Origin of the sequence: Pseudomonas sp., from assembly GCF_035554175.1 — a bacterium.
Classification (GTDB): Bacteria; Pseudomonadota; Gammaproteobacteria; order Pseudomonadales; family Pseudomonadaceae; genus Aquipseudomonas.
In genome coordinates this window covers 203,487-224,104 of the sequence record NZ_DATMIV010000050.1, presented here as the reverse complement: position 1 = coordinate 224,104, position 20,618 = coordinate 203,487, and the positions used below count along the sequence as shown (strand labels likewise).

Genomic DNA, 20,618 nt, shown 5'->3' with positions numbered 1-20,618 from the left:
TGGGAATGCGTTGATTTTCAGGTCGCGCGACGCTTGAGCAGGAGGGTCAGGCCCAACCCGGTCACCGACAACACCGCCGCGCTGAAGAAAATCCATGAATAACCCAGATTCAACGCCACCGCGCCCATCAACGGCCCGGCTATCGCCAGCGCGAGATCGAAGAACACCGCATAAGCGCCCAATCCTGAGCCGCGACTGGAGCTCGGCACCTGTTTGATCGCTTCAACGCCCAGCGCCGGGTACACCAGTGACAGGCCGAACCCGGCCAGCCCGGCGCCAATCAGTGCGTACGCGGTGGAAGGCGCCAACCACAACATAACCAGCCCGACGGTTTCGACTGTCATGCAAGCGATGGCCGAGGCGAACCCGCCAAACCGCGCAATCGCCGAGATAAACAACAGCCGCGACAGAATGAAACACACGCCAAACACCGTCAGGCAATACGCCGCACCGGTCCAGCCGCGGTTGAGGTAATAAAGGGTGATGAACGTGGTCAGCGTGCCATAGCCGATGGAGGCCAGGGTGAGACTGGTGCCGTACGGCGCAATCTTGCCGAACACCGCCCAGAACGATAGGCGTTCACCACGAATCACCGGCACCGATGGTTTGTTGCGGATCAACCACAACGCACCGGCCGCCAGCGCCGACAGCGCGATGCCAAGGCTGACGAAGCCATATTCGCCGACCATCACCACGCCCAGCGGCGCACCAATGGCGATCGCCCCGTAAGAGGCGATGCCGTTCCAGCCGATGGATTTGGCCGTGTGCTCGACACCGACCTGGCCCATGCACCAACTGATGGTACCCACGCCGATCAAGCCTTGAGCGATGCCGAGCAGCAGACGTCCGGCAATCAGAATCAACAGACTGGTCAGCGCAAAGCTCTGCAGCAATGTCGACAGCAAGGTCAGCGCGCCACTGAGGACGATCCCCCACAAGCCAAAAATGATCGTACGCTTGGTACCCAGCGTGTCCGACATGCGCCCGGCCATCGGCCGGCTGAGCAGGGTGGCCAGGTACTGTGAACCAATTACGAGTCCGGCGATGATTGCGCTGAATCCCAGTTGTTCGTGGACATAACCTGGCAACACTGCAATCGGTAGGCCGATGCAGAGAAAGGCAATGAAGGTATAGAAAACGATGGAGACGATCTGCAGGGTGATCGCCAGGGAGCTTTGCGGTGGCATTGGCTGCGCAGACATGAGCACTCGTTCGCGGGCGGCGGTGGGAGAGTTGCCGACATCATGGCGCGGGGTTGGGAGAAAGGAAAGCAGGCTAACGATCAGAAGATCGCAGCCTTCGGCAGCTTCTGCCAGGGATTGATGGCGCTGCTTATGGCCCCTTCGCGAGCAGGCTCGCTCCCACAGGGAGTGCGCATTGCAAATGTGGGAGCGAGCCTGCTCGCGAATGTCTGCGCACCAGCAACTTCCTGAACCCTGAAATGCAAAAAGCCCTGTCACATGGACAGGGCTTTCAACTTGCAGCTTGCCGCTTGAAACTAAAAGCTGCCCTTAAAACACGACGCCCTGGCTACGCAGGTAATCGTCATAAGTGCCGCTGAAGTCGGTCACGCCATTCGGGCTCAGCTCGATGATGCGTGTGGCCAGGGACGATACGAACTCACGGTCGTGGCTGACGAAGATCAGCGTGCCCGGGTAGTTTTCCAGCGCCAGGTTCAGCGCCTCGATCGACTCCATGTCCAGGTGGTTGGTCGGTTCGTCCATGATCAGCACGTTGGGCTTTTGCAGGATCAGCTTGCCGAACAGCATGCGACCCTGCTCACCACCGGAGATGACTTTGACCGACTTGAGAATCTCGTCGTTGGAGAACAGCATGCGCCCCAAGGTGCCACGGATCATCTGCTCGCCCTGAGTCCACTGGCCCATCCAGTCGAACAAGGTCACATCGTCTTCGAAGTCATGGGCGTGATCCTGAGCGTAGTAGCCCAGCTCAGCGGCGTCGGTCCACTTCACGCTACCGGCATCCGGAGTCAGTTCATTGACCAGGGTGCGCAGCAGGGTGGTCTTGCCGATACCGTTCGGGCCGATGATCGCTACACGCTCGCCGGCTTCGACCTGGAAGCTGAAGTCCTTGAACAGCGGCTTGCCGTCGAAACCCTTGGCCATCTTTTCAACCATGACCGCCTGACGGTGCAGCTTCTTGTTCTGTTCGAAACGAATGAACGGGCTGACGCGGCTGGAAGGCTTGACCTCGGCCAGCTGGATCTTGTCGATCGCCTTGGCGCGGGAGGTGGCCTGCTTGGCTTTCGAGGCGTTGGCCGAGAAGCGGCTGACGAACGATTGCAGCTCGGAAATCTGCGCCTTCTTCTTGGCGTTGTCCGACAGCAGTTGCTCGCGGGACTGGGTCGCCACGGTCATGTATTCGTCGTAGTTGCCCGGGAACAGACGCAGCTCGCCGTAATCCAGGTCAGCCATGTGCGTGCACACGCTGTTCAGGAAGTGACGGTCGTGGGAGATGATGATCATCAGGCTGTTACGCTGGGTCAGGATGTTTTCCAGCCAGCGAATGGTATTGATGTCCAGGTGGTTGGTCGGTTCGTCGAGCAACAGCACTTCCGGATCGGAGAACAGTGCCTGGGCCAGCAACACCCGCAGTTTCCAGCCTGGCGAGACTTCGCTCATCGGGCCAAAATGCTGTTCCAGCGGAATGCCCAGACCCAGCAGCAATTCGCCAGCGCGGGATTCGGCGGTATAGCCGTCCATCTCGGCGAATTCGGTTTCCAGCTCGGCGACGGCCATGCCGTCTTCTTCGGACATTTCCGCCAGCGAGTAGATGCGATCACGCTCGGCCTTGACCTTCCACAACTCTTCGTGACCCATGATCACGGTGTCGATCACGGTGAATTCTTCGTAGGCGAACTGATCCTGGCGCAGCTTACCCAGACGCACGTTCGGCTCAAGCATGACCTGACCGCCGGACGGATCGAGATCGCCGCCAAGGATTTTCATGAAGGTCGACTTGCCGCAACCGTTGGCACCGATCAGGCCGTAGCGATTGCCTGCGCCGAATTTGACCGAAACGTTTTCGAACAGCGGCTTGGCGCCAAACTGCATCGTGATGTTAGCTGTGGAGATCAATTACCTTACCTATCAATGGGTTAGAGCTGGTCTGTGGTGCCTGGTACAAACTTGAGTACCAATCTGGAGCTTTACCAGCTCCCCCCAGTCTGTGCTTGAGTTGAGCCAACGCGCATAAGCCGTCCGCAACTGGGGCCTTTGAGGGCAAGCTGCTGAGCGACGAGTACGGGGTTCTTGTTGGACATTGGCGCGCATTGTCGCATAACTCAGACAGCAGTTATATGGCAGGCACAGGGGCATCAGTGTTGGCTGGTCGCAGAAGCGCTCGATACCCGCTGATCACAATCTCGCAAACCGGAATGAACTCGCTTGGGCATTTGCTCTTCGGAAAGGAAGCAGCAGCGAATTAATTTAATCGAGTGAGGATCAAGCCATGCGAGCAATGACCTACCACGGCGCCAATGATGTGCGCGTCGAAACCGTCCCGGACCCGAAACTGGAAGCCGCCGACGACATCATCCTGCGGGTCACCGCGACCGCCATCTGCGGTTCGGACCTGCACCTGTACCGAGGCAAGATACCTACCGTCGAACATGGCGACATTTTCGGCCACGAATTCATGGGCATCGTTGAAGAGACCGGCTCTGCGGTGACGGCAGTGCAGCGTGGCGACCGTGTGGTGATTCCATTTGTGATCGCCTGTGGCGATTGTTTCTTCTGCCAGCAAGAGCTTTACGCCGCTTGCGAAACGACCAACGAGGGGCCTGGCGCGGCGCTGAACAAAAAGCTGATTCCGCCACCTGCCGCGTTGTTCGGCTTCAGCCGCCTGTACGGTGGGATTCCCGGCGGCCAGGCGGAGCTGGTGCGAGTGCCGAAAGCCAATACCGGCCCGTTCAAAGTGCCGGGCACGCTATCGGACGAGAAGGTGCTGTTTCTTTCCGACATCCTGCCGACCGCCTGGCAAGCGGTAATCAACGCAGGGGTCGTGCAAGGTTCGAGTCTGGCGATCTATGGCGCAGGCCCCGTCGGCCTGCTTACCGCAGCCTGCGCCAGAATGCTGGGTGCCGAGCAGATCTTCATGGTCGATCACCATCAGTACCGACTCGATTACGCCCAGCGCACTTATGGCGTAGTTCCGATCAACTTCGATGAGGACGATGACCCGGCCGATACGATTATCAGCCAGACTGCCGGGCATCGCGGTGTCGATGCGGTAGTCGATGCAGTGGGCCTTGAAGCCAAGGGCAGTACCACCGAAACCGTAATGGCTACACTCAAGCTCGAAGGCAGCAGCGGCAAGGCCTTGCGCCAGTGCATCGCCGCCGTTCGGCGCGGCGGCGTGGTCAGCGTTCCGGGCGTTTATGCAGGCTTCATTCATGGCTTCATGTTTGGCGACGCCTTCGACAAAGGCCTGACCTTCAAAATGGGCCAGACCCACGTGCAGCGTTACCTGCCGGAACTGCTTGGCCACATCGAGACCGGCAGGTTGCAGCCCGAAGCGATCATCACCCACAGGCTGTCGCTGGAGCAGGCGGCCGAGGGTTACAAGATCTTCAATAAAAAACAGGAAGAATGCCGCAAGGTGATTCTGACGCCGGGTGGCAGCGATGTTCCGCTGGCGCAACTGGATGAAACCACGCCGTTCGCACCGGCGACCTGATCGCGACTGAGGAGTTTTCATGGCGCTACCGTCATCTTCGTTTGCCGCCCCCGTACGCGCTTGGTTGCTGCAGCTGTCGCGTACGGGCTGGGGAGGGCGCATCTTCTGGTTGACCCTGGCCGTGGTGACGCTGTTGCTGCTGGTCAGTGGCTACACCGGCCTGGTAAGTACGGGTCGTGACACTCTGCACCTCGCCACACTCGGCGGGTTGTCGGGGTTTGCGGCCACGGCGGTCGGTGCGTTGCTGGCCTTGGCGCTGCGTGCGATCACTTCGCGAACCCAGGACACCATGCTCGGGTTCGCCGCAGGGATGATGCTGGCCGCCAGTTCGTTTTCGTTGATTCTGCCGGGCATCGCGGCGGCGAAGGAGGCGGTGAGCAACCCGATGCTTGCCGCCGCCGTCGTTGTCGCCGGCATGGCGCTTGGCGTGGCGCTGATGGTCGGACTCGATTGTTTCGTCCCGCACGAACACGAAAAGAGCGGTCGACGCGGGCCGGAGGCGAAGCGCTTCAACCGGGTCTGGCTGTTTGTGCTGGCGATTACTCTGCACAACCTGCCCGAAGGCATGGCGATCGGTGTCAGCTTCGCCACCGGCGACATGAAAATCGGCCTGCCGCTGACCACCGCCATCGCCATTCAGGATATCCCTGAAGGTCTGGCAGTCGCTTTGGCGTTGCGGGTGACCGGCATCTCAGCCGTGCGTGCGGCATTGATTGCCGCCGCGTCAGGGCTGATGGAGCCTTTGGGCGCCATTATCGGTTTGGGCATCACCAACAGTTTTGCGCTGGGCTTCCCTGTAGCGCTGGGGCTGGCGGCGGGCGCGATGATCTTTGTGGTGTCCCATGAAGTGATTCCCGAAACGCACCGCAACGGACATGAAACCCCGGCCACCCTGGGCCTGATGCTCGGGTTCGGCGTGATGATGTTTCTCGATACCGCTTTGGGGTAGATCACCTGAGCAAACCACTGAGCGAGTAACCAAGAACAAAAAAGGAATTTTTTTCAGCGCCAGTCACTCTTTCCTTTACTGGCAGTGCCAATTACGTAGGGGAAAGAGTCATGTCGCTGATCGAAATCCCGACCAGGAAGTCTTCGGGTAAAACATCCATACCGGCGGATACCGAGCGCCGGCTCTATGACCGGCTATTGGCAGAAGACTCGACGGTTGACCGCGTGGCGCTGGACTTTCTGCGTCGGCAATTGAGCAAAGCGTCGGCACTGCCTGACGACCTGCCGGGCAGCGCTGAAGAACTGTTGCAATGGTCGGAACACCGCAGTGCGAGCGTCGCTGCCCAATACGCTGAATATCTCGAGGCACGTCAGCAGGGCGCGCCGCGACGCTATTTCCGCAACAAATCCCATGCGTTGTATTTCATTTACCACGTGGCACCGACCAAAGAGGTCGACGGCGCCTGGCTGGCGGGGTTATTGCCGCAGTGGCAGGATCCGCGTTTCGACAATTTGCTCGACACTTACCTGGAAGAATTGGGCGAAGGCGTTCCTCGCCAGAACCACGTAGTGATCTACCGCAAGTTGCTGGCCGAGCACGATTGCTCGGACTTGACCGGTCTCGCGGATGAATATTTCCTGCAAGGTGCGGTGCAGTTGGCACTAGGGCGTTTCGGCGACCAATTCATGCCGGAAGTCATCGGCTTCAACCTGGGCTACGAGCAACTGCCTTTGCATCTGTTGATCAGTGCCTACGAACTGGCGGAACTGGGCATCGACCCGCATTATTTCCGCCTGCACGTGACCATCGACAACGCCAGCACCGGCCATGCGCGCAAGGCTGTGCAATCGATGCTCGATTTGATGCCGCTGGGCACTGAGCGTGATGAGTTCTATCGGCGCATGGCCGTCGGTTATCGCCTCAATGATGTGGGCAAGGGCACCACTGACGTCATCAAGGAATTCGATTTGCAGCACGAAGTCATCGCCATGCTTGAGCGCAAAGCCGTGTTCGGCCGGCACATGCATTCCGATTACTGCCGCATCGAAAACCGCACGATCAACCAATGGCTGGCTACGCCGGGGCAGATGGGCGAATTTCTTGCTGCGCTGGAGCGCAAGAGCTGGATCAAACGCGGCGAGGCGGTGGAAGAAAGTCGCTTCTGGCGCCTGATCGACGGCAGCGATGCGGCGATGTTCGGCGTATTCAGCGGCTATGAAAAACAACTGTTGCGCGACTGGATCACTCAGGATTGCCCGGCCTCCCGGCCTCGGCCGTATGTCCGTCGCGAAGCCGCCGTTGAAGAAACCTTCGATGACGATGCCGATCAGCTCAATCTCGAAGCCGCGCTGGCTGACAAGCCTTGCGCCGAACAGATGTCGCTGCTGACGCCTTGGTTGCAACCACAGCGGCACTGGCGTCCGGCCGGACTTTTCGCAACCCGTCGCTTCATGCAATTGCGCGCCCGCTTACGTTGAAACAAGGAGGCTTCATGTCGGCACAGGAAACATCAGACAGAATCCTGTTCGAGCTGGGCAAACGCCTGCTCGACAGTAACTACCATTTCATCACGCCAACCCCGTTGACCCACGAACGCTTTTTGCAGCGCTTTGCCACGCCACTGGCCAAGGATCTGCGTGACGTGTTCGGCTGGTCGATGCCGTTTGCCGAAGAGTTGTTCAGTGCCGATGAGCTGGCCAGCCTGGAACAGGCCGGTGTCGTCGAACGCGACGGTACGTCATGGCGCAGCCGTGTGCGCTGGTCGACGCTCAACGACCGCTTGTTCGTGCATTCGGCATTTCCCACGACGGCGAGTGATGCCGTGTTTTTCGGGCCGGACACCTACCGTTTTGCCCAGGCTATCGAAACGCAGTTGCAGCAGCGCTTCTCGCCGATCAGGCGCGCGGTGGATATTGGCTGCGGCAGTGGCGCCGGTGCGGTAATCATCGCCAAGGCACGCCCGGATGCTCAGGTACTGGCAGTGGACATCAATCCGCAGGCGTTGCGCTTGAGTGCGGTAAATGCCGAGCTGGCCGGCGCCAGCAACGTGTCGGTGTATCACAGCGACCTGCTCGGCAGCGTCGAAGGGCAGTTCGATTTGATCACCGCCAATCCGCCGTACATGAATGATCAGCAACAACGTGCTTATCGTCACGGCGGCGGGGCGCTGGGGGAGGGCCTGTCGGTGCGCATCGTCCGTGAGGCGCTGCCGCGCCTCGCAATTGGCGGCACCTTGCTGGTTTATACCGGCGTAGCGATCGTTGCAGGGCAGGATCCGTTCCGCCAGGCCGTGGCGCCAATGCTGACCGGCGGGCGTTTCGGCTGGACCTATCGTGAACTCGATCCGGATGTGTTCAGTGAGGAATTGCTCAAGCCCGAATATGAGCGTGCCGAGCGAATCGCTGTGGTTGCGCTGACAGTAACCCGCGAGCAGTGACTGACGATTGGGTCACTGCTCGCGTGGTGGCCGTTATCGATTTCTGATGCGAGAGATCGTCAACAGACAAACCCCTACCAACATCGCAGCCCCGGCTACCAGCAACGGCGAAGGGCGTATCGGCTGACGCGAGATACGCTCGACGCGACTCTGGAACGAAGAGCGCAGCGGCGCAACGGCTTCGGCCTGATAGGGCGCTTCTTCAATTTCAAGACGTAAACCATCCGCCATTACCAACGTCAGTGCCTCAATGGTGCCGGCAACCCTGTCCGGATAAACCGGCTCACCGGTCGGGTCGAGCTGATCGTAGAAGAATCTCTGCCCTTCGAGCCAGCCGACGGCGGTCTGCAATTCAGGTCCCAGGTAATACTTTCCATCGAGAAAAAAGCCAGAGAATTGCGGCGCGCGCTCGACGCTTTCGATGCGATAACGCTGGCCCGGTTTCATGCCGGTTTCTGGGGCGATCATAGGGGTTCCTCCCGTTGTTGGTAAGCGATAGAGGCGCGTACGCGAAGCGGGGTTCCATCGAAGTGAGCAACGGGCAATCCCTTGCGCAGGCAGCCGGGCAAACTTTACCCACCAGAGATGCAAGACAGTTTTTCACAGTTGAGGATTCACTATCGGTTACAAAGTGTGGCTAAAATGCCACCCTTCACCGAGCGCCCGGAAACGGCGCGGGCCAAGGACGTGCCCTGTGCATTCAGACCGCTGCATAAGACGCTGGGCCCCAGGCCGCCACGCGCGCAGTTTGTTCACTTTTGACGTGTGACCCTTTTCCGTGAAACTCATCATTGCCGCTGTTTATGTCATTTCCATTGCCTACGTTCACCTGCGTGGACGCGTGCGCCACAAACTGGGGCGGCAATTGAGTGACCACTCGACGTTTCTCGCGCCGATCAATTGCTTTCTGTATCTGTTTTCGAAAATTCCCAACAAACCGTATCTGAACCCGGCTGACTTTCCAGATCTGAGCCCGTTGCAGGCCCATTGGCAAGAGATCCGCGAAGAAGGTCAGAACCTGCTGCGTGCCGGCGAGATCAAGCGCTCTAATCAGTATGACGACGTCGGTTTCAATTCCTTCTTCAAAACCGGCTGGAAACGCTTCTACCTCAAGTGGTACGGCGACAGTCACCCATCGGCTATGAAGCTGTGCCCCCGCACCACTGAGCTGGTGCAGAGCATCGGCTCGATCAAGGCGGCGATGTTTGCCGAGCTGCCACCGGGCTCGAAACTGGTACGCCACCGCGATCCTTATGCGGGCTCCTATCGCTATCACCTGGGCCTGGACACGCCGAACGATCCTGGCTGCTACATCAATGTCGACGGTGAGAACTATCACTGGCGCGATGGCGAGGCCGTGATGTTCGACGAGACATTTATTCATTACGCGGAAAATACTACGGAGCAGAACCGCATCATCCTGTTCTGCGACATCGAGCGGCCGTTGAAATATCGCTGGGCGGCGGCATTCAACCGCTGGTTCAGCCGCACCGTGATGTCAGCGGCGGGCGCACCAAATGATGCGGGTGACAAGACGGGCGGGATCAACCGTTTGTTTACCAGGATCTACAAGATTCGTTTGCGTGGCAAAGAGTTGAAGAAGCGTAACCGCACGCGGTATTACCTGGAGAAGTGGGCGATTTTTGCGGCGTTGTTGGCGATCTTTATTTTGATCTGAAGATTTGCGGTGATATCGCTGGCCTCTTCGCGAGCAGGCTCGCTCCCACATTTGATTGGGGTGAATGCGAATTTTGCATCCAGCCCAACACCCCTGTGGGAGCGAGCCTGCTCGCGAAGGGGCCTTCCGCTTCAGACCACTTCCGTCTGACTCAGCACTTACTCCCCAGAAGCCTTCCTGGTCTTCTTCGCCGGCGCTGCCTTGCTGGTTGATTTGGCCTTGGCCTTGGCCGGTGCTTTCCCTCCGAGACTGCGTTTGAGCAGCTCGGTCAAATCGATAACGTCGGCTGTCTTGCGTTCTTCCTCGCCCGTGGCGGTCTCGACATCCTCGATCTTGCCCTCGTGTGCCTTCTTCTCGACCAATGCCATGATCTTGTCTTCGAACTCGTCCTTGTAATCCTCTGGCGTCCACTCCGACGTCATGTCTTCAACCAATCGTTTGGCCATGTCCAGCTCACCCTTGGCCAGTTGCGGCTTGGTCACTTCACTGCCCAATTCCAACTCGTCGAGACCGCGTACTTCTTGCGGCCAGCGCAGTTTGACCAGCACCAGCGCCGATTCCAGCGGCATCAGCGCGGCCAGGTATTGGCGTGTGTGCAGGACGACGCGGGCAAGGGCGACCTTGTTGGTTTTGCTCAGGGTCTCGCGCAGCAAGGCGTAGACCTTGCCGCCGCGCTTGTCTGGGGCCAGGTAGTAGGGCGTATCGATGTTCTGCAGCGGGATCTGATCGGCGTCGACGAAAGAGAAAATGTCGATGGTCTGCGTGGAAACAGGGTGCGCCGATCGGATTTCTTCCTCGCTGAGGACCACGTAGCGGCCCTTTTCGTAGGCCACGCCTTTGACGATATTTTCTTTGGTCACCTCCTTGCCGGTGACCTTGTTGATGCGTTTATAACCCACTGGGTCCATGCTGCGGCTGTCGAGCCAATCGAAGTCCACGCCTTGGGACGACGTCGCTGAAACCAGCGCCACGGGGATGTGTACCAGTCCAAAACTGATTGCGCCTTTCCAGATTGCCCGAGCCATGACCTGTCCTCCGAGTGATGATCAGGTGACCCTTGGCGCGGCGAGAAAGTTTCCAGCGATTGCGGGGACTTCCGGCGCCACGGTCAAGCCGTGTTACATGTTGTTTAAGGCGTCAGGGTTAACAAATGCGAACCCACGGCGTAGCGTGGGCTCCAAGGCTCTAGTCCAGGCCAATCGAGAGGAGTTTCCCATGAACCGGTTTCTTGCAGGTCTCGCCGTGCTGGCCCTCAGTGGCGGTCTGGTTCATGCGGACGTCGCGCTGGCGCAAAGTCCCACCGGCAACAGCAACAATCCCTACAACAACCCGATCCGCCGGGCCAACCCCAACAGCATGCAGGGCACCCAGCCCAGCGCTCCACCCCTTCGCGGGCCGAACACCGTTCCCGTACCCCGTCAGCCGACCGTCGAGAATCGCGGCATCGGTAACGGCCAGCCGATTCGCTCGGTGCCGAGCAAACCACCGATATTCATTCCCAACCCGCCCCCTCGGGGCACTGGCAGCAACCGTTGAACGGCAGGACTGAGGTTCTGTCAGCCATTCAATCGAACAAAAGGAATCGTGCATGTTGCGTAAAACCCTTCTAGCCACCTGTTGCACCGCCGCGCTGATAAGTGCCCCATCGTTTGCTGCCGTGCCCCAAGAGCTGCAAAGCGAACAGGGCACTCTCGAAGTCACTACTATTGCTCAGGGCCTGGACCATCCGTGGGCACTGGCGTTTCTGCCCGATCAACAGGGCATGCTGGTGACCGAACGCCCGGGCCATCTGCGCGTCGTGGACAAAAATGGCAAATTGTCAGAGCCCATCAGTGGCGTGCCGAAGGTCTGGGCCAAGGCGCAGGGTGGTTTGCTGGATGTAGTGCTGTCGCCGGACTTCAAACAGGACCGCATGGTCTACCTGTCCTACGCAGAAGGCGGAGGCGAAGGCGGCAAGGCTGGCACAGCGGTAGGGCGCGGCCGACTGTCGGATGACCTGAAGACGCTGAAGGATTTCAACGTGATCTTCCGTCAGGAACCGAAACTGTCGGTGGGCAACCATTTCGGTTCGCGGTTGGTCTTCGATCGGGACGGCTATCTGTTTGTCACTCTGGGTGAAAACAACGACCGACCAACCGCGCAGGATCTCGACAAGCTGCAAGGCAAGGTCGTGCGCATCTTCCCCGACGGCAAGGTGCCGGACGATAACCCCTTTGTGGGGCAATCGGGCGTTCGACCGGAAATCTGGTCTTATGGTCTGCGCAACCCGCAGGGTGCGGCGCTCAATCCGTGGACCGGCACGTTGTGGGAGAACGAGCATGGGCCTCGCGGTGGCGATGAAGTGAACATCATCGAGCGCGGCAAGAACTACGGTTGGCCGTTGGCAACCCACGGTATCAATTATTCGATGACGCCGATTCCGGAGGCACAGGGCAAGACTGCCGAAGGCACGGTTGCGCCGCACCATGTCTGGGAGAAGTCACCCGGTGTCACGGGCATGGCGTTTTACGATAGCGATCGCTTCAAGCCATGGCAGCACAATGCGTTTATCGGCGCGCTGGTGACGCAGGAGTTGATTCGCTTGCAGTTGGATGGCGACAAGGTTGTGCATGAAGAGCGCTTGCTGGGTGAGTTGAAACAGCGCATCCGGGATGTGCGTCAGGGGCCGGATGGTTATCTGTATGTGCTGACGGACGAAGAGAATGGCTCGTTGTACAGGCTTGGGCTGAAATAAGTTAACAGGCCGTTGTGTTCGGACGGCTTCGCGAGCAGGCTCGCTCCCATATTGAAATGCGTTCCAAAGGTGGGAGCGAGCCTGCTCGCGAAGGGGCCGTCACATCTTGCGCAAACCCGAGCAGTCCCGCATTTGGCCGAACCGCCACCCCATTGCCTTGTTATAGTTCGGGCCTCATTTTCAGCCCGGTAAAGGATCACTGCCATGACTCAATACTCTGCCTTCAGTGTCGAATTGGCCGACAACATCGCGCATGTGCAAATCAATCGACCGGAAAAGATCAACGCGATGAACGCGGCATTCTGGAGCGAAATCATCGAGATCTTCCAGTGGATCGATGACACCGATGAAGTGCGCGTGGTGGTGCTCAGCGGCAACGGCAAACATTTTTCTTCCGGCATCGACCTGATGATGCTCGCCGGCGTCGCCAATGAGCTGGGCAAGGATGTCGGCCGCAACGCCCGCCTGCTGCGGCGCAAGATCCTCAACCTGCAGGCATCGTTCAACGCCGTCGATAACTGCCGCAAACCAGTGCTCGCCGCCATTCAGGGCTATTGCCTGGGTGGGGCGATCGATCTGATCGCTGCGTGTGACATGCGCTACGCCGCCGAGGACGCGCAATTCTCGATCAAGGAAATCGATATCGGCATGGCCGCCGACGTTGGCACATTGCAACGGTTGCCGCGAATCATCGGAGACGGCATGCTGCGCGAACTGGCTTACACCGGTCGCACCTTTGGCGCCGAAGAAGCCCGTAGCATGGGCTTGGTCAATCGCGTCTACGACGATAAGGACACGCTGCTCGAAGGCGTTTTCGAGATTGCCCGAGACATTGCCGCCAAGTCGCCGATTGCCGTGACCGGCACCAAGGAAATGATCAGCTACATGCGCGACCATCGCATCGACGACGGTCTCGAATACGTTGCTACCTGGAACGCCGCCATGCTGCAATCCACCGATCTGCGCGTGGCCATGGCCGCCCACATGAGCAAACAGAAACCCGAATTTCTGGATTGAGTAACCATGACCTCTCGCTGGACCACTGCAGTACTCGACACCGATCAACCCGGCGGCTGGGCCGTAGCGCGCAGCCCGGAAGGCTTTCTGTTCGATGACAACGGCGCGCTGTTCCCACGCGAATGGCTCAAGCGTCAGGACCTCGCGATCCTCGCCGAGCATGGCATTGGGCATCTCGATGGCGAACCGGTGTATCTGCTGGAACTGCGCAGTGTCAGCGAAGTGCCGGGCTGCGGCTGGAAAGGTCTGCGGGCGTTCATGCTCGAAGGCGATCACACCCTCTACAAGGTTCTCGGATATGCCGCACAGATCGGTACCTGGGCCCGCGAGCATCGCTTCTGCGGCAACTGTGGCCAGCCGATGAGCCAAGTGCCGCGCGAGCGGGCGATGTATTGCCAGCCCTGCGATCTGCGCAGTTATCCGCGAATCTCACCGAGCATGATCGTGCTGATCACCCGTGGCGACGAAGTTCTTCTGGCGCGCTCGCCGCGTTTCGTCACTGGCGTTTATAGCACGCTGGCCGGTTTCGCCGAGCCGGGGGAGTCGGCCGAGGATTGCCTGATTCGTGAAGTGCGCGAAGAAGTGCAGATCGAAGTGAAGAACATCCAGTACGTCGGCAGCCAGTGCTGGCCGTTCCCGCACTCGATGATGCTCGGCTTCCATGCCGAATACGCCGGCGGCGAGATTGTCTGTCAGGAAGACGAAATCGAGGATGCTCAGTGGTTCAACGTGCACGACCTGCCGCCGTTGCCGGCGTCGCGTTCGATCGCCCGTTACCTGATCGATCTCTATGTGGCGCGCCGCTTAGGCCACGCTGAACCAGTGCTGCCAGGCTAGGCGCACGGTCAGACCGAGTACCACGGTGATGAACACCGGTCGAATGAATTTGGCGCCGCCGCTGATTGCGGTGCGCGCGCCAAAGAAAGCCCCGACCATCACCGAAAGGCCCATGGACAGGCCAATGATCCAGTCGACCTGTCCGGAGAAGATGAACACCGACAGCGCGGCGATGTTGCTGACGAAGTTCATGCTGCGCGCGACACCACTGGCCTTGACCAGATCGATCGGATACAGCAGCAGACTGCTCACCGTCCAGAATGCGCCAGTGCCGGGGCCGGCCACACCATCGTAGAAACCGAGGCTGAAGCCTTGGGTCGATTGCCATTTCTTTTTGATCGGTGCATCGCTGTCCAGCGGCGCCTTCGGCGTACCGCCAAACAGCAAATACAGGCCGCAGGCGAAAACGATCACCGGCAGCATCTTGTTCAGCCACTCGGCGGGCAGGTAATGCGCAACGATCGCACCGGTCAGCGCGCCGACCAGGGTGCCGACAATCGCGTGCGTCCATTGCCGTGGATGGAACAGTTTGCGTTTGTAGAAGGTGAAACTGGCGGTCGCCGAACCGAAGGTCGAACTCAGCTTGTTGGTGCCCAGCACCAGATGCGGCGGCAGGCCGGCGGTCAGCAGCGCTGGTGTGGTCAACAGACCGCCACCGCCAGCGATGGCATCGATGAAGCCGGCAAGGAAGGCAACAGCGGCCAAAATGGCCAGGGTGGTGAGGTCAACGCTGAGTTCGAAAGGCATGGAGTCGGCTTATTCGGCAAGGCGCAGAAATTGGGCTGCGGGGAGGGCCGTCATGTTACTCATTTCCGAGTGTTGCGGCGAGCTATCGCTTTACCCGGATCGCGTCATTGAAATGTCTGATTAGCAGCGGTGGCTAGTTCGAATCAATATAAAAAACTGTCAGGTTTAACAGGTGCCAGATTTTGTATGGAAAGCGAGCATTGACCCTTCTCGCTGTTGTGCGAGGGAAAAGCACTTAAAGGAGAATGGGTGATGGAAATCATTGTTGACCTGCACGGAACTGCCGGAACCGAACAAGACGCTCGGGACAAAGCGATCAAACACCGAACTGAGGCTGGAAAGATCCTGGTGATTACGAAGGTTCAGATTCACCCGGAATCACACTCGGCAACGGTTACCTACAAGTATGAGACGGATCCGAATTTTGATTGGGAGGAAAAAACTGCGGAATATTAAGGCAAGGACAGGTGGGGCTCGACATGGTAACCGGTCAGGAAAACTGATAGGGACAGGCCTGCTGGCGATGCCGATCGCGTATTCAACACATTTGTTGAATGACGATCCGCTATCGCCAGCAGGCTAACTGCTCCCACAGGGGATTTATGTGAATTTACAGGCCGAGTTCGGTCAGACCCGGATGATCATCCGGACGGCGGCCCAGCGGCCAATGGAATTTGCGCTCGCTTTCCTTGATCGGCATGTCATTGATGCAGGCATAGCGCTGGAACATCAGGCCGTTTTCATCGAACTCCCAGTTCTCGTTGCCGTACGAGCGGAACCAGTTGCCCGAATCGTCGTGCCATTCATAGGCGTAACGCACGGCGATGCGCGTATCGGAGTAGGCCCAGAGTTCTTTGATCAAGCGATAATCCAGTTCTTTCGCCCATTTACGTGTCAAGAAAGCTTTGGCCTCCTCACGGTTGTTGGCGAATTCGGCGCGATTGCGCCATTTGGTGTCGAGGGTGTAGGCGAGCGAGACCTTTTCTGGATCGCGGGTGTTCCAGCCATCTTCGGCCAGGCGCACCTTCTCGATGGCTGAAGCATGGTTGAACGGTGGCAATGGCGGGCGTACCTGGGCTGCAGTAGACATATTCAATCTCCTGATTCATTTGATGAAATAAACAACGATTCCGGCTTATCAGAGTTACAGGCCCAATAACTTTCGCGCCATGCATTGCGCATTATCGGCGGCACTGTGATCACCCATCACAAGCGCTACGGTAATGGCACCTTCAATCAGAATCAGCAACTGTCTGGCCAACAATTGCGGATCCTCGGCACCATATTCGGTACACAGCTCGCTCACGTAATCGAGGAGCTTCTGTTTGTGTTCTTTGGCGACCAGTCGCACCGGGTCTTGTGGGTCACCGGTTTCGCCGCTGGTATTGATAAAGGCGCAGCCGCGAAAGCCGTCCGAGTCGAACCAGTCCTTGAGCACGGTAAACAGATTCAGCAGGCGACCGGCCGGAGTTTCGGCCTGAACGACAGCATTTCTATACCAGTGCATCCAGCGGATATCGCGCCTTTGCAGGGCGGCGACAACGAGCGCGTCCTTGTCGGCAAAATAACGGTAAATACTTTTTCTGGAGACGCCGGCGGTTTTCACCAGAAGATCCATGCTGGTGGCAGCGATGCCACTTTTGTAGATCAACTTTTCGGTGACATCCAGAATGATGTCGCGTGTGTCGTTGCTTGTGATTTCGTTCATGTGGCGAACAGTAGAACGTTTGTTCTCCTTGGTCAAGCGCCTATTTTTAACTCCTGTCAGATCGCTTTCGCGAGCAGGCTCGCTCCCACAAGGGAATGCGTTTCTTTGTGGGAGCGAGCCTGCTTGCGAAGGGGCCGCTACCGACACTGACGAGACCCGACGCAGACGATGGTGTAAGCTCTCAAACTCTTCGGAATCGAACCTTGCGAGCCTTATGCCGTTGCTTTTCAAACGTTCTCTGCTGCCCAAACTGCGCAGCTTCGCGCTGACCGCCGAGGCGGTCAGCATTCTGTCCAGTGCTGCCGAATTCCGACGCTGCCTGCTCGAGCAAATCGCCGCAGCGACCCAGCGCATCTATATCGTCGCGCTGTACCTGCAGCAGGACGAAGCCGGCCAGGAAATCCTCGATGCCCTGCACGCGGCCAAGCTCAAGCGTCCCGAGCTGGAAATCGCCGTGGTGGTCGACTGGTTGCGTGCGCAGCGCGGCCTGATCGGCGCGGGCAAGCAGCCGGGCAACGCCGCCTGGTATCAGGAGATGACCCGCACGCATCAGAGCGAAGTGCCGATCTACGGCGTGCCGGTGCAGACCCGCGAATTGTTTGGCGTGCTGCACCTCAAAGGCTTCGTGATCGATGACAACGTGGTCTACAGCGGCGCCAGCCTGAACAACGTCTATCTGCACAAACTCGACAAGTACCGCTTCGATCGATATCACGTCCTGCACAGTCGCGAGCTGGCGGATTCGATGCACCATCTGGTCAAGCATGGCCTGATCGAATCCAAAGCCGTGCATCGCCTCGACCTGCCGAACCTGCCGAGCACACGCAGCCTGCGCAACGACATCGGCGACCTGCGCAGCCGCCTCAAATACGCTACTTACGACACCGGTGCCGGCAGCACGGACAAAGAAGGGCTGTCAGTCACACCGCTGCTCGGCGTCGGCAAGAACAACGCGCTGAACCGGGCGATCCTTGAACTGATCGCCAGCGCGCAACAACAGCTGACCATCTGCACGCCGTATTTCAACCTGCCGCTGGGCGTGATCCGTGAGATCAATCGCGCGCTGGCGCGTGGGGTGAAGATCGACATCGTGGTCGGCGACAAGACTGCCAACGATTTCTACATTCCGCCGAGTGAGCCGTTCAAAGTGATTGCCGCGCTGCCGTATCTGTACGAAATCAGCCTGCGCCGCTTCGCCAAACGCCATCAGCGCAGTATCGACAGCGGTCAGTTGAACCTGCACCTGTGGCGCGATGGCGACAACACCTATCACCTCAAGGGTATGTGGATCGACCAGCGTTACACCTTGCTGACCGGCAACAACCTCAACCCGCGCGCATTCCGCCTGGATCTGGAAAACGCGCTGCTGATCGAGGATCCGCGAGGCGAATGGCTGGAGCCACGGGCGAAGGAGCTGGAAAACATCTTTCGCCATACCACGCGGATCGACAGTTTCCAGACGCTGGAGACACTGCCGGATTACCCGGCGGGGGTGGCGAAGTTTCTCAAGCGGGTGAGCCGGGTGAGGATCGAGCGGTTGCTCTACCGGATTCTCTAGCGCGTCCGGAATTGCTTTCGCGAGCAAGCTCGCTCCCACAGGGAAATGCATTCCAAATGTGGGAGCGAGCTTGCTCGCGAAGGGGTCAGACCAGACGCTAAAAAACTAGTTCAGACCCAGCTTCCCGCGCATCATCGACAAATCTTCCGCCAACGTATTCACCGGCCCGACCAGCGCCTTGCGGTCGTTGTCCTTGACCTTGTCGTAGGTTTCAAACCCGCCATCCGCTGTCTTGTACTTGGCCAGGATCTTGTCGACCGTGGCGAAGTTCTTGTCGACCTTGGCGACGAATGCCTTGTCCTGCTGTTCGATCTGCGGCCGGAACAAATCGACGATCTTCTTTGCGCCGTCGATATTGCCCTGGAAGTCGTACAGGTCCGTGTGACTGTAGCGGTCTTCCTCGCCGGAAATCTTGGTTGCCGCGACTTCTTCCAATAGCGCCGCAGCGCCGCCGACGACTTTCTCTGGCGGGAAGGTCAGACCGGCAACGCGGGTTTGCAGATCCTGCACGTCTTTATTCAAACCGTCGGCCAAGGCATCCAGGCCCTTGGTGGATTTCTCCGCGAACAATGAATACTCGAGGCGGTGGAACCCGGTGAAGTCTTCGGCTTTCACACCCTTTTCGTGGTCGTCGACGCGCGAGTCAATCGACGCATCGAGATCACTGAACAGCTCGGCAATCGGTTCGATCGACTCGTAATAAACCCGTGTCGGCGCGTAGAGCTTCTGCGCGGTGACCAGATCGCCTTTCTTTACTGCATCGGTGAACTGTTGGGTATGGCTGGCCAGTTCATCGAGTTTTTCGGTGACGTAAATCTTGTAATCCGACACCGGCCCGACCAGGTCCAGCGGGGCGGTGGCGGCGAACGCCGACAGTGGGGTGTTGAGCAAACCAAGGGTCAGCAATAACGCGAGTGGCGTTTTTTTCATGGGGCGGCTCCAGTGTCGGTGGGTCGTCATGCGGTTTTGTTGTGGGAAGTGGCAGCCAGCAACGAGCGTCCGATGAAATCCTGATCGCCCGTAACCCCTGGCAGGGTGAAGAAGTAACCGCCACCGACCGGCTTGAGGTATTCCTCAAGAGGTTCGCCGTTGAGGCGGGTCTGCACGGTGATAAAGCCTTTTTCCAGATCGGCCTGGTAGCAGATGAACAGCAGGCCCATGTCGAGCTGGCCGTTCTTGTTGACGCCGTTGGAGTAGTTGAACGGTCGGCGCAGAATCAGGTTGGCCTGACTGGCGGCAGTGCGCGGGTTGGCCAGACGAATGTGCGCGTCGAGTCTGGTCAGCTTGCCGGCCGGGTCTTTGCTGTAATCCGGCACTTCGCTTTCGCTGTGGCCACCGATCGGCGCGCCGCTGCTCTTGACCCGGCCGAGGATGCTCTCCTGCTCTTGCAACGGCGTGCGATCCCAGCGCTCGACAAAGTTACGAATGATGCGCACCGCTTGGTAACTGCCGTGGGCGGCCCATGCCGGCTCATCGCTGCCCGGTTGCACCCAGACGATGCGGTCCATGGCCCTGGCGTCATTGGAATCCGGGTTGGCCGAACCATCGCGAAAACCCAGAAAGTTGCGCGCCGATTGCGCCGGTACACCGGGTTTCACCGGAGCTTGCGGCGGTACGCTGCCTTCCTGTTTCCAGCGCACCAGCAGCAGGTCAGGCAGGTTCTTGACGATGTCACGCAGGGCGTGAATGTTGGTGTCGGCGGTATTGGCGCAGAACTGCAGGCTCAGGTCACCATGGCAGCAATCGGCATCCAGTGCGTCGTTGGGGAAACCGACCATGCGCTGCAGACGCTTGGGTTTTACCGCCGCCAGGCCGAAACGCTCGTCGAACAACGATTCACCGACCGAAACGGTGATGGTCAGGTTATCCGGGGTGACCACCGGGCCGAGGATGCCGGAATCCGGCGGCGGCAGTTTCGGGTCGATCTGTGCTACCGGGCCCCCCGTCATCAGAAAGGCGATGCGCTCGTTGAGAGTGCGGAACAGCCGCTCGAGATCTTCGCGATCCGTGGCCAGCACATCGAATGCCACCAGCATGCCCGAGGCCGGGCGCGGGGTGACGATGCCGGCCTGATGCACACCGTGAAAATCATGGCGGTCCTGGGTCTTGTCGCTGCTTGGCGCTTCGGTGACTTGCGCCGGCGCGGCGGCCATGGCCGGGCAGCTCAGGGCCGATCCGGCCAGGGCAACACCGGCGGCGCCCATGCCCATCAGCACACGGCGCCGTTGCAGGTTGAGAGGTTCTGAATCGTTCAT

The 20,618-nt window shown here is 59.0% G+C and carries 20 protein-coding genes; 11 read left to right on the top strand and 9 right to left on the bottom strand.

Going from position 1 to position 20,618, the window contains the following annotated elements:
• Positions 1-17: 17 nt before the first annotated feature.
• Complete coding sequence (locus VNV36_RS22430) at positions 18-1,202, bottom strand: MFS transporter (RefSeq protein WP_325720657.1); 1,185 nt, start codon at positions 1,200-1,202, stop codon at positions 18-20.
• Between the two features lie 309 nt (positions 1,203-1,511).
• Positions 1,512-3,098 carry an ABC-F family ATPase gene (locus VNV36_RS22425; RefSeq protein WP_016774693.1) on the bottom strand — a complete coding sequence of 529 codons (1,587 nt, stop codon included), beginning with the start codon at positions 3,096-3,098 and terminating at the stop codon, positions 1,512-1,514.
• A gap of 373 nt (positions 3,099-3,471) precedes the next feature.
• On the opposite strand from VNV36_RS22425, the gene VNV36_RS22420 reads away from it, so the two are divergent.
• From VNV36_RS22420 to VNV36_RS22405, 4 genes are all read left to right on the top strand, one after another.
• A complete protein-coding gene (locus VNV36_RS22420) occupies positions 3,472-4,698 on the top strand; it encodes a zinc-dependent alcohol dehydrogenase (RefSeq protein ID WP_325720650.1) in 1,227 nt (408 codons plus the stop codon).
• A 19-nt stretch (positions 4,699-4,717) separates the two neighbouring features.
• Complete coding sequence (locus tag VNV36_RS22415) at positions 4,718-5,647, top strand: ZIP family metal transporter (protein WP_325720648.1); 930 nt, start codon at positions 4,718-4,720, stop codon at positions 5,645-5,647.
• A 110-nt stretch (positions 5,648-5,757) separates the two neighbouring features.
• Positions 5,758-7,125: an iron-containing redox enzyme family protein gene (locus VNV36_RS22410; RefSeq protein WP_325720646.1), complete on the top strand. Its 1,368-nt coding sequence runs from the start codon at positions 5,758-5,760 to the stop codon at positions 7,123-7,125.
• 14 nt (positions 7,126-7,139) lie between these two features.
• The gene (locus VNV36_RS22405) at positions 7,140-8,084 is read left to right on the top strand and encodes a methyltransferase (RefSeq protein WP_325720644.1); all 945 of its coding nucleotides are present in this window, start codon (positions 7,140-7,142) and stop codon (positions 8,082-8,084) included.
• A 33-nt stretch (positions 8,085-8,117) separates the two neighbouring features.
• On the opposite strand, the gene VNV36_RS22400 is transcribed toward VNV36_RS22405, so the two are convergent.
• Positions 8,118-8,552, bottom strand: coding sequence for a short chain dehydrogenase (locus VNV36_RS22400; protein WP_325720642.1), 435 nt, complete (start codon positions 8,550-8,552; stop codon positions 8,118-8,120).
• 310 nt (positions 8,553-8,862) lie between these two features.
• Between VNV36_RS22400 and lpxO the strand changes: the two genes are divergently transcribed.
• On the top strand, positions 8,863-9,762 hold the full coding sequence (gene lpxO / locus VNV36_RS22395; RefSeq protein ID WP_325720640.1) for a lipid A hydroxylase LpxO: 900 nt from the start codon (positions 8,863-8,865) through the stop codon (positions 9,760-9,762).
• Between the two features lie 158 nt (positions 9,763-9,920).
• On the opposite strand, the gene ku is transcribed toward lpxO, so the two are convergent.
• Positions 9,921-10,787, bottom strand: coding sequence for a non-homologous end joining protein Ku (gene ku, locus VNV36_RS22390; protein WP_325720638.1), 867 nt, complete (start codon positions 10,785-10,787; stop codon positions 9,921-9,923).
• A gap of 190 nt (positions 10,788-10,977) precedes the next feature.
• On the opposite strand from ku, the gene VNV36_RS22385 reads away from it, so the two are divergent.
• The 4 genes from VNV36_RS22385 to nudC all read left to right on the top strand — a co-directional run bounded on the left by VNV36_RS22385 (position 10,978) and on the right by nudC (position 14,350).
• Positions 10,978-11,298 carry a hypothetical protein gene (locus VNV36_RS22385; RefSeq protein ID WP_325720636.1) on the top strand — a complete coding sequence of 107 codons (321 nt, stop codon included), beginning with the start codon at positions 10,978-10,980 and terminating at the stop codon, positions 11,296-11,298.
• A 52-nt stretch (positions 11,299-11,350) separates the two neighbouring features.
• Entirely contained in the window at positions 11,351-12,496 is a 1,146-nt protein-coding gene (locus VNV36_RS22380) for a PQQ-dependent sugar dehydrogenase (protein WP_325720634.1), read from the top strand.
• Between the two features lie 204 nt (positions 12,497-12,700).
• Positions 12,701-13,513 (top strand): crotonase/enoyl-CoA hydratase family protein, encoded by an 813-nt coding sequence (locus tag VNV36_RS22375; protein WP_325720632.1) that lies wholly within the window; start codon positions 12,701-12,703, stop codon positions 13,511-13,513.
• Positions 13,514-13,519: 6 nt separating this feature from the next.
• Complete coding sequence (gene nudC / locus VNV36_RS22370; RefSeq protein ID WP_325720630.1) at positions 13,520-14,350, top strand: NAD(+) diphosphatase; 831 nt, start codon at positions 13,520-13,522, stop codon at positions 14,348-14,350.
• Here nudC and VNV36_RS22365 read toward each other — a convergent pair.
• The gene (locus tag VNV36_RS22365; protein WP_325720627.1) at positions 14,318-15,097 is read right to left on the bottom strand and encodes a TSUP family transporter; all 780 of its coding nucleotides are present in this window, start codon (positions 15,095-15,097) and stop codon (positions 14,318-14,320) included. The two genes, nudC and VNV36_RS22365, sit on opposite strands and share 33 nt — an antisense overlap.
• 252 nt (positions 15,098-15,349) lie before the next feature.
• On the opposite strand from VNV36_RS22365, the gene VNV36_RS22360 reads away from it, so the two are divergent.
• The gene (locus tag VNV36_RS22360; protein ID WP_325720626.1) at positions 15,350-15,553 is read left to right on the top strand and encodes a hypothetical protein; all 204 of its coding nucleotides are present in this window, start codon (positions 15,350-15,352) and stop codon (positions 15,551-15,553) included.
• 154 nt (positions 15,554-15,707) lie between these two features.
• Here VNV36_RS22360 and VNV36_RS22355 read toward each other — a convergent pair whose 3' ends face one another.
• Together VNV36_RS22355 and VNV36_RS22350 are read right to left on the bottom strand one after the other, a co-directional pair.
• The gene (locus tag VNV36_RS22355; RefSeq protein WP_325720624.1) at positions 15,708-16,187 is read right to left on the bottom strand and encodes a nuclear transport factor 2 family protein; all 480 of its coding nucleotides are present in this window, start codon (positions 16,185-16,187) and stop codon (positions 15,708-15,710) included.
• Positions 16,188-16,241: 54 nt separating this feature from the next.
• Positions 16,242-16,805: a TetR/AcrR family transcriptional regulator gene (locus tag VNV36_RS22350; RefSeq protein ID WP_325720938.1), complete on the bottom strand. Its 564-nt coding sequence runs from the start codon at positions 16,803-16,805 to the stop codon at positions 16,242-16,244.
• A 214-nt stretch (positions 16,806-17,019) separates the two neighbouring features.
• Between VNV36_RS22350 and pssA the strand changes: the two genes are divergently transcribed.
• Positions 17,020-18,363 carry a CDP-diacylglycerol--serine O-phosphatidyltransferase gene (gene pssA / locus VNV36_RS22345; RefSeq protein ID WP_325720622.1) on the top strand — a complete coding sequence of 448 codons (1,344 nt, stop codon included), beginning with the start codon at positions 17,020-17,022 and terminating at the stop codon, positions 18,361-18,363.
• A gap of 105 nt (positions 18,364-18,468) precedes the next feature.
• Here the strand turns inward: pssA and efeO are convergent, their stop codons facing one another.
• Both efeO and efeB read right to left on the bottom strand, forming a co-directional pair.
• A complete protein-coding gene (gene efeO, locus VNV36_RS22340) occupies positions 18,469-19,293 on the bottom strand; it encodes an iron uptake system protein EfeO (RefSeq protein ID WP_325720620.1) in 825 nt (274 codons plus the stop codon).
• Positions 19,294-19,319: 26 nt separating this feature from the next.
• Positions 19,320-20,618: an iron uptake transporter deferrochelatase/peroxidase subunit gene (gene efeB, locus VNV36_RS22335; RefSeq protein ID WP_325720618.1), complete on the bottom strand. Its 1,299-nt coding sequence runs from the start codon at positions 20,616-20,618 to the stop codon at positions 19,320-19,322.

Excerpts from the sequence above, each read along its gene's own strand:
- VNV36_RS22430 (WP_325720657.1), bottom strand. The coding sequence starts at position 1,202 with ATGTCTGCGCAGCCAATGCCACCGCAAAGCTCCCTGGCGATCACCCTG.
- VNV36_RS22420 (WP_325720650.1), top strand. The coding sequence starts at position 3,472 with ATGCGAGCAATGACCTACCACGGCGCCAATGATGTGCGCGTCGAAACC.
- VNV36_RS22415 (WP_325720648.1), top strand. The coding sequence starts at position 4,718 with ATGGCGCTACCGTCATCTTCGTTTGCCGCCCCCGTACGCGCTTGGTTG.
- VNV36_RS22410 (WP_325720646.1), top strand. The coding sequence starts at position 5,758 with ATGTCGCTGATCGAAATCCCGACCAGGAAGTCTTCGGGTAAAACATCC.
- VNV36_RS22405 (WP_325720644.1), top strand. The coding sequence starts at position 7,140 with ATGTCGGCACAGGAAACATCAGACAGAATCCTGTTCGAGCTGGGCAAA.
- VNV36_RS22400 (WP_325720642.1), bottom strand. The coding sequence starts at position 8,552 with ATGATCGCCCCAGAAACCGGCATGAAACCGGGCCAGCGTTATCGCATC.
- ku (WP_325720638.1), bottom strand. The coding sequence starts at position 10,787 with ATGGCTCGGGCAATCTGGAAAGGCGCAATCAGTTTTGGACTGGTACAC.
- VNV36_RS22385 (WP_325720636.1), top strand. The coding sequence starts at position 10,978 with ATGAACCGGTTTCTTGCAGGTCTCGCCGTGCTGGCCCTCAGTGGCGGT.
- VNV36_RS22380 (WP_325720634.1), top strand. The coding sequence starts at position 11,351 with ATGTTGCGTAAAACCCTTCTAGCCACCTGTTGCACCGCCGCGCTGATA.
- VNV36_RS22375 (WP_325720632.1), top strand. The coding sequence starts at position 12,701 with ATGACTCAATACTCTGCCTTCAGTGTCGAATTGGCCGACAACATCGCG.
- nudC (WP_325720630.1), top strand. The coding sequence starts at position 13,520 with ATGACCTCTCGCTGGACCACTGCAGTACTCGACACCGATCAACCCGGC.
- VNV36_RS22365 (WP_325720627.1), bottom strand. The coding sequence starts at position 15,097 with ATGCCTTTCGAACTCAGCGTTGACCTCACCACCCTGGCCATTTTGGCC.
- VNV36_RS22360 (WP_325720626.1), top strand. The coding sequence starts at position 15,350 with ATGGAAATCATTGTTGACCTGCACGGAACTGCCGGAACCGAACAAGAC.
- VNV36_RS22355 (WP_325720624.1), bottom strand. The coding sequence starts at position 16,187 with ATGTCTACTGCAGCCCAGGTACGCCCGCCATTGCCACCGTTCAACCAT.
- VNV36_RS22350 (WP_325720938.1), bottom strand. The coding sequence starts at position 16,805 with ATGAACGAAATCACAAGCAACGACACACGCGACATCATTCTGGATGTC.
- pssA (WP_325720622.1), top strand. The coding sequence starts at position 17,020 with ATGCCGTTGCTTTTCAAACGTTCTCTGCTGCCCAAACTGCGCAGCTTC.
- efeO (WP_325720620.1), bottom strand. The coding sequence starts at position 19,293 with ATGAAAAAAACGCCACTCGCGTTATTGCTGACCCTTGGTTTGCTCAAC.
- efeB (WP_325720618.1), bottom strand. The coding sequence starts at position 20,618 with ATGAACGATTCAGAACCTCTCAACCTGCAACGGCGCCGTGTGCTGATG.